Source organism: Furfurilactobacillus siliginis (assembly GCF_001437435.1).
GTDB lineage: Bacteria > Bacillota > Bacilli > Lactobacillales > Lactobacillaceae > Furfurilactobacillus > Furfurilactobacillus siliginis.
The window spans coordinates 44,586-53,357 of the sequence record NZ_JQCB01000001.1; the positions used below are offsets into that span (position 1 = coordinate 44,586).

An 8,772-nucleotide genomic window follows, 5' to 3' on the forward strand; every position below is an offset into this window, starting at 1 on the left:
TCGCCCACAACCACCGTCTTTGCAATTGCTCGGGTCTTACCCGGGTCAGCTCACTCTCTTTTATTTGTTCAACTTTTCTCTCACACCGCTGCCACAGCGATACTTTGCCAACTGGTGTTCTGGGACCGTCACTTGTTCGCCGTTAATATTATTTACGATTCTTTTTTTATTCGTGTACGCCGAAAATGTACCGAATCTACGAATTTCTACTGTCCTGCCTGCTGCCAGCTCATCCCCGATTTGTTCCAACAGCGCATTAACAATGCTAGCAGTGGTTGCCTGCGACACTTTAGTCGTCGTGGCCACCTGTTTAACCAATTCTTTCTTAGTCGTCTTATTTTCCATGTCTTCGTCCCCGCTATGACAATTCATGTTTTGCAAAACGCGCACTATGTAACCCATGTGTCAGTTCTAATTGCAATGTGACATGTGCAATTGAAAATTCAGTCTGTAACTTTTTGGCGACTGCAGCCGTGATCACTTCAATTTGATTTGCGTTTTCTGGTGCAACATTGACATGTGCCGAAAAAATCACATCATGTTCGTCTTCCATCCAGGCGTGAATATGATGCACGTCGACGACACCAGGCACCGTTTCCATCGCTGAGACAACTTCGTCATAATTCAACGCTGGTGCTGCTTGCAACAAGATTGCCGCTGTTTGCTGAACCACTGCAACCGTTTCGTAAATCACATAGCCAGCCACGACAATGGTCAGCACTGCGTCCACCCAATAGATATGAAAAACCATCACGACAATCGCTCCGACAATCACTGCAATTGAAGATAATGCGTCTGCCAGCAAATGCAAATACGTTGCTTTGATATTTAAACTGTCACTTGCATCACTGTGCAAGAGCAACGCTGAACCCGTATTAAAGACAAAACCAATCACCGCGGTCCATAACATGACACTACCGTTGATTTGATGTTGTGCAAATAGTCGCGAACACCCGGCCCAAATCAAGCCAAGGGACACAGCAATCAACACTAAACTATTAATAAAGGCTGCCAAAATTTCGACACGATGATAACCAAACGTTGCGTGTTCATCCTGATCACGACCACCGATTCGTTGTGCCACAAAGCTCAGAACAATCGATAACGAATCGCCAAAGTTATGGACAGCATCCGTAATCAACGCCAGTGACCCTGACCCAATGCCACCAATTATTTCAATAATCGTTATGGCTAAATTTAAACTCGTAACACCCGTAAATCGTTTGGAACTTAATCTGTGTTCGTGTACTTCTTCTGCCATCTCAATCCCCCGCAAAGGTGCACTAAGGTCGTACATTTAACCATGCTAAAGGCATAACCTTAATGATCCTTCTTCTATATGTATCTTGTTACCAAAGATGCGTACCAGCTAGCTGCAGTAATGTACCGCTCATTAACCCAGTCTCTGGTAATTGTTGTTCTAAGCCAAGCCATGTTTGATAACGCCAGTGAATGCATATCACTCGTTTTTGTCCGGCGGGAAGTAACGTTACCGTACCTGCCACGATCTGTATGAACGATCGTTTCACTAGCCGTTTTAAAACACGTTGCAGTTGTTTGTTATTAATCCCTAAAAATAATGCCAACTGTTGTTTAGAAACTTCTCCATTAGTTTTACCTAGTTACGCAACCGCTAACAAAGTTCCATCTTTCAACAAAGTCATTTATCTCCCTTCGATAAAAGTTTTAGTACTACCTTAAAAATAATATACCTATTTTTAAAATATCGGTACCCTTTTCGGAAAAATGGTGTATGCTATTTGAGTACTAAAAACACATAAGGAGGTATTTGCACGTGGAAAACACAAGCAAACAACCGAAGAAAGAGCATTTAATTCATTATGCTAATGGTCCATCGCTCGAAGAAATCAACGGAACCGTTAAAGTTCCAATGGGAAAAGGGTTTTGGAAAACCTTACTTGCCTACTCAGGTCCTGGTGCATTAGTTGCCGTTGGTTACATGGATCCAGGTAACTGGTCAACATCGATCACCGGTGGTCAAAACTTCCAGTACCTATTAATGTCCATCATCTTAATATCAAGTTTAATTGCGATGCTTTTACAATCCATGGCGGCTAAACTGGGTATTGTGAGTCAAATGGACTTGGCACAAGCCATCCGTGCTCGTACAAGTAAGTCACTTTCAATTGTTTTATGGATCCTCACTGAATTAGCCATTATGGCAACGGATATTGCCGAAGTACTTGGGGCAGCCATTGCGTTATATCTATTATTCAAGATTCCGTTGGTCATCGCCGTTTTCATTACCGTCTTCGATGTTCTGTTACTACTATTATTAACGAAGATTGGTTTCCGGAAGATCGAAGCCATTGTTGTGGCTTTGATCGTAGTTATTTTCGTTGTCTTCGCTTATCAAGTTGCTTTATCAAATCCTAACTGGAGCGCCGTTCTGTTTGGTTTGATTCCAAGTGCTAAGACCATTGCTTCAACTCCAGTCGTCGGTGGAATTTCACCATTAACTGGTTCACTTGGGATTATTGGGGCCACTGTTATGCCTCATAACTTGTACTTACACTCAGCTATTTCACAAACACGTCAACTAGACCACAACGATGAAGAACAAGTTGCACAAACCGTTAAGTTCTCAACTTGGGACTCTAACATTCAACTAACTGTTGCCTTCTTCGTTAACTCATTACTTTTGATCATGGGTGTTGCCGTGTTCAAGAGTGGTGCCGTTAAAGATCCTTCATTCTTCGGTTTATTCGATGCTTTGTCAGACACTTCAACCATGAGTAACGGTATCTTAGCTAGTGTTGCTAAGACTGGTATTTTATCAACCCTGTTCGCCGTTGCCCTTTTGGCTTCTGGTCAAAACTCCACGATTACTGGTACCTTAACTGGTCAAGTTATCATGGAAGGTTTCGTCCACATGAAGATGCCTTTATGGTTACGTCGGTTAGTAACCCGTTTAATTTCCGTTATCCCTGTTTTGATTTGTGTGGGAATGACTGGTGGGCAAACTGCTGTTAAGCAGCACGAAGCCTTAAACAGTCTAATGAACAACTCACAAGTCTTCTTAGCTTTCGCCTTACCATTCTCGATGCTGCCATTATTGATGTTTACCAACAGTGCCGCCGAAATGGGTAAACGGTTCAAGAACCACAACTGGACTAAGGTCTGTGGCTGGGTTTCCGTTCTTGGCTTAACTGGTTTGAACATCATGAACCTACCTGCTCAAATTCAAGGATTCTTCGGTGACGGTATTACCAAAGGCGAAACTGAACTCGCCAACATCATCGCCTATATCTTGATTGCTGGTATTCTTGCCCTACTTGTTTGGATGATCGTTGATTTATACAACGGTAACAAACGTGTTGAAGCAGCTAACTTAGCCGCTGAACAAGAAGCTAAAGCAGCCCACAACGAATAGGAGGAAGCAAACAATGTCAGAATCAGAAAAAGATGTAGACAAGGTTTTTTCACGAATTTTAGTTGGAGTCGATGACTCTGCTGATGCACAATTGGCCTTTAAGTACGCCGTTCGTCGTGCTGCTAAAGACGGCGCTAAGCTTTTCATCACTTCCATTCTAGAAAGCGATGAAATGAACGTCTTCCAGGCACTCACCAAGGATTATGTCCATGGTGAACGTGATGAACTGGAAGCCCATTTACAAGACTATGCCAAGTTCGCTGACGAAGCCGGTGTTCAAGATCTGGAAATCATCGTTGATGAAGGTGATCCAGGTGAAACCATCGTTAAGAACGTCATTCCTGCTACTCAGGCCGATTTACTAATCGTTGGTTCCCTTTCTAAGAAGGGTATCCGGAAATACTTCGGTTCCCAAGCAGCTTACATGGCTAAGTATTCACCAATCTCAGTCATGATTATTCGTTAACTAGCAGACCTACAAAAAGCGACTTGCAACCCTGCTGCAAGTCGCTTTTTGTATGCGATAATATAGGTATTATAAAATGACAGGGGTGTTGTTTACATGGTCCAGAAATCTCGTTTAGAGGCTTACTCAGATGCTATTTTAGCCATTATTATTACGATCATGATCCTAGAAATTCACGTACCTAAGCTCGGTCGTCTATCCCTTCTGTTTGAAAATCGGTCGTATTTATTTGCGTACACGGTTGGTTTCGTTCTCATAACCGCCGTTTGGTACAATCACAGCCACGCGTTCGACCCTGTTTCAAAATTATCCCCTAAGTCCTATCTCGCGAATGCGCTATGGCTCTTTCTAATTTCATTTCTACCGGTCATGACGAATTGGGTCGGCGCTCATTTAAATGAACGTGGACCTGAATACACCTACTTTATCTGGTATCTCCTGTGGCTTGGCTCCTGGGTACTCCTATTGACCATGCTACAAGGTGACTTACGACGGGAACACAAACCGGCACCTGTACCGGGATTTCATTTTAAGCTAGTCTTCAGTCCCATCTTCTTAGCCTTAACGCTGGCTAATTTAATCGCGATGTACTGGTTACCCGTCCTCGGTATTTTGTTTGTGCTCGGATCCGTTTTCTATGCAACTTTTCAAAGTGAACAACGCATCGTTCATTGATAAACGTCCAGTTTGCAAAAATCGCCTGTCACATAATTGTGGCAGGCGATTTTTAATTTATGAACTTAACGTGAGGCAAAAGCCAAGTCGCTGTGCAGACGACTTCCCGACTTTTGTTCCACTCTCCTTACTTAACTTGGCGCTTAGCTGGTCGCAGCAACCACAAGCCAACTAGCATAATCGGCAAAAATAGGAACACATCACTGGCGAGCCATGAAATAGTTCCACCACCAGTTAAGCTCATGGCCGCAGTGCTCGTATGACTAAATGCAATCACCATCGCTGGATAGTCAAAGCACGCATGAAAGATGATCGACCATACTAATGAGCCGCTTCGTGTCGCAACGGCACAAAAATATACGCCCAGGCACACGGCATAGCCAATTTGTAACCAGGTATACACTGAATTTTGGTTCACATTGTCAAAAAAATGAATTGCATGGGCAAGTCCAAACAGTGCACTGCTCAATAACGCTGCACTGATGAACTTTCGTGACCCTGTCAGTTTTCGCAACAGCGTATTTAAAATGATGCCACGAAACAATGTCTCTTCATAAAATGCTGTCAGAAAAACCATCAAGGTTGCCGCAAACGCAGCTGGCCAATCCGGATTGATAACCATTTCACCGATTGCCTGACCACCAAAAACAATCACGATCAGCCAACCAATCCACCCCACATGCCACATTTTTTGAACGGCAACTGGTCGATAGCTAAGCCGAATGTGCCACCAATAGCGATTACATAAGACCAAAACAACCACGGCAATGATTTCTGATCCTAATAGTGCGGTCGCCGTACTAGCTACCAAGCTAACGAGCCAGCGACAAGCGAGAATTAAACTGGTGAACCCTAGCGTGAGCCCTGTTAGTTTAAGTAATGTGTGATCTGTCGGTTCATTTTCCATGTCATTAACTCCCGAGAATGATTAATTCACATTTATTTTAACGCACCGTACAATGACAACAAAGACTTCTCCAGGAGGCATCTTATGAAACAAGAAACACTGCTTGCCACCAATAACTGGTGGGTATTAGTCGCCATTGGCATCTTTGCTTTCATGTCCAACCTTGATGCCAGCATCGTCAACATTGCAATGCCCATCATGAGTCACCAAATGAATATCCCACTGAGCCAAATGGAATGGGTCGTCTCACTGTATCTAATTTTCATGTGTGCCCTATTACTTTTCTTTGGCCGCTTAGGCGACATGTACGGCAAGGTCCGGATTTTTCGCATTGGAACCATCATTTTCATCGTTGGCTCAATTCTTTCTGCGCTTGGTTTTAACTTTTGGTTTCTGCTTGGCGCTCGCGTCGTACAGGCGTTTGGTGGTGCTTTGACCTTGTCTAACACCTACGGCATCGTGACTGGTACCTTTGATATTAAGCATCGTGGTCGAGCCATGGGCTTTGTTGGTACTTTCGTTGCTTTGGGATCAGTTGCTGGACCTGCACTGGGTGGCTTGATTCTAGCGAATGGTGCCTGGAACAACATCTTTTGGATCAACGTGCCCATTGGTTTGTTCGCCATTATTGTCGGTGCACTCGTACTACCCAAACAGGAACCACGACCAGGCGGCAAAATCGACTGGTGGGGGCTTACCAGTTGGGCGACATTTATCATTGGCCTTTTCGGCGCAATCTTCATTGGTCAACAAACTGGCTTTACCGCCATCCTACCCTTGACCGGCTTTATCCTTGCCATCATTAGTCTAAGCCTGTTTGGCTACCAAGAATATCACACCTCAACACCGATGATGTCCTTGACGATTTTCCGTAACCGCCCCTTCAGTCTCGGTGTCAGTGCCGCCATTTTAATCTTTCTGTCAAACTTCTTCAGCGTGGTTTTAATGCCCTTTTATCTAGAAGACGCTCGTGGTTTTGGTCCTGGCATGGCTGGCCTACTTTTGATGATTTTTCCAATTGTACTCGTCATCGTCGGTCCACTTGGTGGTTGGCTGGCTGATCGTTTACCACCAGCCAATGTTGCCAGCTCCGGACTCGCCTTAATTGCAGTCTCACAGCTTGGTTTTGTCCTGACACTCACCACCACAACGCCGATTTGGCTATATGTGCTGATTACTGCCTTGATGGCGATTGGTACCGGGCTTTTTCAATCACCAAACGGCGATATTGTCATGTCAGTCGTCGATCGCAGTGAACTCGGCATCGCCGGCAGTATTAATTCGTTGGCACGTAACTTAGGCATGGTTGCAGGCACTGCCGCTGCGACCACGACACTTTTTACCACCATGAGCCATGTGGTTGGTCATCGGGTAACGACTTATTTACCACACCAGCCGGAAGTGTTTATGACTGGTCTACGCGTGGCCTTTATGGTCTCCTTCGTGCTGATCATCGCTGCCTTATTCACATCACTGCGACTGGGCAATTTATTGAAACATCAAACACTACACTAATGGTTGCTTTGCGATCTTAACCCGTAGGATCGTTTTTCGTTTTGCTTCATCCACACGGCGAAAATCGGATAGATAAATCTCTTTATGTGCCTTTTCAGTTCGCTGATACCCCGCATTGTGTAAAAAGTAATCCAGGCGTTCAAAGTCTTCTGCTTCAGTATCAAAGGATCCAACATGCAGCATCATCCCCACGAGCCCCTCAGTCACTGTCGTTAATTGCAAGTGTGCCAGTAACGACGCAGCAACTTTCTTACCCAATAACGGTTTGATCTGTTCAAGCACTGTCGGAGTCACAAAAGCCGGTTGCTTAATCATAATTTGGTAGATGAGCTGCTGTTTATCAATGCCCGTCGTCAGTGGTTGATAGTCGTCGGGTAATGTCCAATTTCCTTCTAACGGGTACACCGTGTAGTCAAAGGCGCCTGGAAAAAGTAGCTGCTTTTTCGGTGCCATTTTAATCGCGTAACTAGCAGCATACAACGCCGCGACTTGTTCCTTAAAAGCGGTCGTATTAGGATCACCTTGTCCAGTCAACGTTAAAAAAGTTTGTTCAGGGATCGTCGTAATGGATGGTCGCTTCATTGTTGGATATAAATTGCGTTCTGCTTTCCGCCACTCATACTTTTCAATCGTCATTTCAAGTCCTCCTAGTAGGCACCGCGTCATTAAGTTCATTATACTGTTGTTAGTAAACGCACACCATGAGGAGGTCAGCACATGAAAATCGGTATTATTGGCGCCACTGGTAAAGCAGGTAATTTGATCCTGACAGAGGCTCGTAGTCGGCACATTGACGTACTAGCAATTGTCCGCGATCACCATCGTTTACAGCAAGATGTTCCTTATTTAGAAAAAGAAATCGCGGATTTAACGACAGATGACATTGAAGATTTAGATGTTTTAGTCAGCGCTTATGGCGCACCACGCGGCGAAGGGTTCCGTTATCCAGAAGTCATGCAACACCTGATTGACATTGTTAAAGGGACAACCGTGCGCCTGTTAGTTATCGGAGGTGCTGGTAGTCTGTTCACCACCGCTAATCGAACCGGTCGTTTATATGATGAGCCAAACTTCCCTGAAAGTTTCAAGGACACCTCAACCAACATGGGGGCTGCCTTACAATTACTTCAAACAAGTGAAGATGTCGACTGGACGTATATTTCTCCTGCACGAAACTTCGTCTTCACAGGTACTAAAACTGGTAAATATCAGCTAGGTGCCGATTTCTTAAGCTTTAACGCGCAGGGTCAAAGTGAAATCAGTTACGCAGACTATGCAGTTGCCTTCGTTGATGAAATTCAGAATCACCAACATCCTTATCAGCACATTTCCGTTGTCTCTAGGTGAGTGTCTCCGTCAAAACAGGATAACAGTGAGCTCACTGCGTTCGCAGACGGAAAACTAGCGTACCTTGCCGTTGCGGGCTTTGCGAATTCTTCGCAGCCCTTCACTCCTGGCAGGCTAGTTTTCCGCCGTCACTATTACCCTGTTTTGTCGGAGAGTGCCGCCCGCTTTGCAAGCGACACAACCTCAGTGCTAAAGTAAAAGTCAGACGCAACATCAAATAACCGCTCCAACAAACTACGCGTACGTAGACTGTTAGAGCGGTTATTTGATGCTTGCAGTTAACTATTACTTAGAGTGAACGTTGGCCGCTGCAGTTCCCATGGCGGCGAGTTTACTTGGTCGTTCACTGCACTTGTGCTTTGCTCGCAAAGCGGGCAAAGCACTCCTCCAGCGCCGAGTCATTAGCAACGAAGACCAGATGTAACACCGAGAACGAAGGGCTGCGAAGAATTCGCAAAGCCCGTAGTG

Annotated in this window: 10 protein-coding genes; 5 read left to right on the forward strand and 5 right to left on the reverse strand. The window is 44.9% G+C overall.

What is annotated here, in order from left to right; translation table 11 throughout:
• Positions 1–60: 60 nt before the first annotated feature.
• From IV55_RS00200 to IV55_RS00210, 3 genes are all read right to left on the reverse strand, one after another.
• Entirely contained in the window at positions 61–345 is a 285-nt protein-coding gene (locus IV55_RS00200; protein ID WP_057808393.1) for an HU family DNA-binding protein, read from the reverse strand.
• 13 nt (positions 346–358) lie between these two features.
• Positions 359–1,261 (reverse strand): cation diffusion facilitator family transporter, encoded by a 903-nt coding sequence (locus tag IV55_RS00205; protein ID WP_057808394.1) that lies wholly within the window; start codon positions 1,259–1,261, stop codon positions 359–361.
• An 88-nt stretch (positions 1,262–1,349) separates the two neighbouring features.
• The gene (locus IV55_RS00210) at positions 1,350–1,586 is read right to left on the reverse strand and encodes a hypothetical protein (protein ID WP_057808395.1); all 237 of its coding nucleotides are present in this window, start codon (positions 1,584–1,586) and stop codon (positions 1,350–1,352) included.
• Positions 1,587–1,795: 209 nt separating this feature from the next.
• On the opposite strand from IV55_RS00210, the gene IV55_RS00215 reads away from it, so the two are divergent.
• From IV55_RS00215 to IV55_RS00225, 3 genes are all read left to right on the forward strand, one after another.
• Positions 1,796–3,394, forward strand: coding sequence for an Nramp family divalent metal transporter (locus IV55_RS00215; RefSeq protein WP_057808396.1), 1,599 nt, complete (start codon positions 1,796–1,798; stop codon positions 3,392–3,394).
• Positions 3,395–3,407: 13 nt separating this feature from the next.
• On the forward strand, positions 3,408–3,860 hold the full coding sequence (locus IV55_RS00220) for a universal stress protein (protein WP_057808397.1): 453 nt from the start codon (positions 3,408–3,410) through the stop codon (positions 3,858–3,860).
• A 96-nt stretch (positions 3,861–3,956) separates the two neighbouring features.
• Positions 3,957–4,535 carry a TMEM175 family protein gene (locus tag IV55_RS00225; RefSeq protein ID WP_057808398.1) on the forward strand — a complete coding sequence of 193 codons (579 nt, stop codon included), beginning with the start codon at positions 3,957–3,959 and terminating at the stop codon, positions 4,533–4,535.
• 127 nt (positions 4,536–4,662) lie between these two features.
• On the opposite strand, the gene IV55_RS00230 is transcribed toward IV55_RS00225, so the two are convergent.
• Entirely contained in the window at positions 4,663–5,442 is a 780-nt protein-coding gene (locus tag IV55_RS00230) for a CPBP family intramembrane glutamic endopeptidase (RefSeq protein ID WP_057808399.1), read from the reverse strand.
• 84 nt (positions 5,443–5,526) lie between these two features.
• On the opposite strand from IV55_RS00230, the gene IV55_RS00235 reads away from it, so the two are divergent.
• Complete coding sequence (locus IV55_RS00235; protein WP_057808400.1) at positions 5,527–6,957, forward strand: MFS transporter; 1,431 nt, start codon at positions 5,527–5,529, stop codon at positions 6,955–6,957.
• On the opposite strand, the gene IV55_RS00240 is transcribed toward IV55_RS00235, so the two are convergent.
• Positions 6,949–7,593, reverse strand: a complete 645-nt coding sequence (locus IV55_RS00240) for a GyrI-like domain-containing protein (RefSeq protein ID WP_057808401.1) — start codon at positions 7,591–7,593, stop codon at positions 6,949–6,951. The two genes, IV55_RS00235 and IV55_RS00240, sit on opposite strands and share 9 nt — an antisense overlap.
• A gap of 81 nt (positions 7,594–7,674) precedes the next feature.
• On the opposite strand from IV55_RS00240, the gene IV55_RS00245 reads away from it, so the two are divergent.
• The gene (locus IV55_RS00245) at positions 7,675–8,304 is read left to right on the forward strand and encodes an NAD(P)-dependent oxidoreductase (protein WP_057808402.1); all 630 of its coding nucleotides are present in this window, start codon (positions 7,675–7,677) and stop codon (positions 8,302–8,304) included.
• The last annotated feature ends 468 nt before the right edge of the window (positions 8,305–8,772 follow it).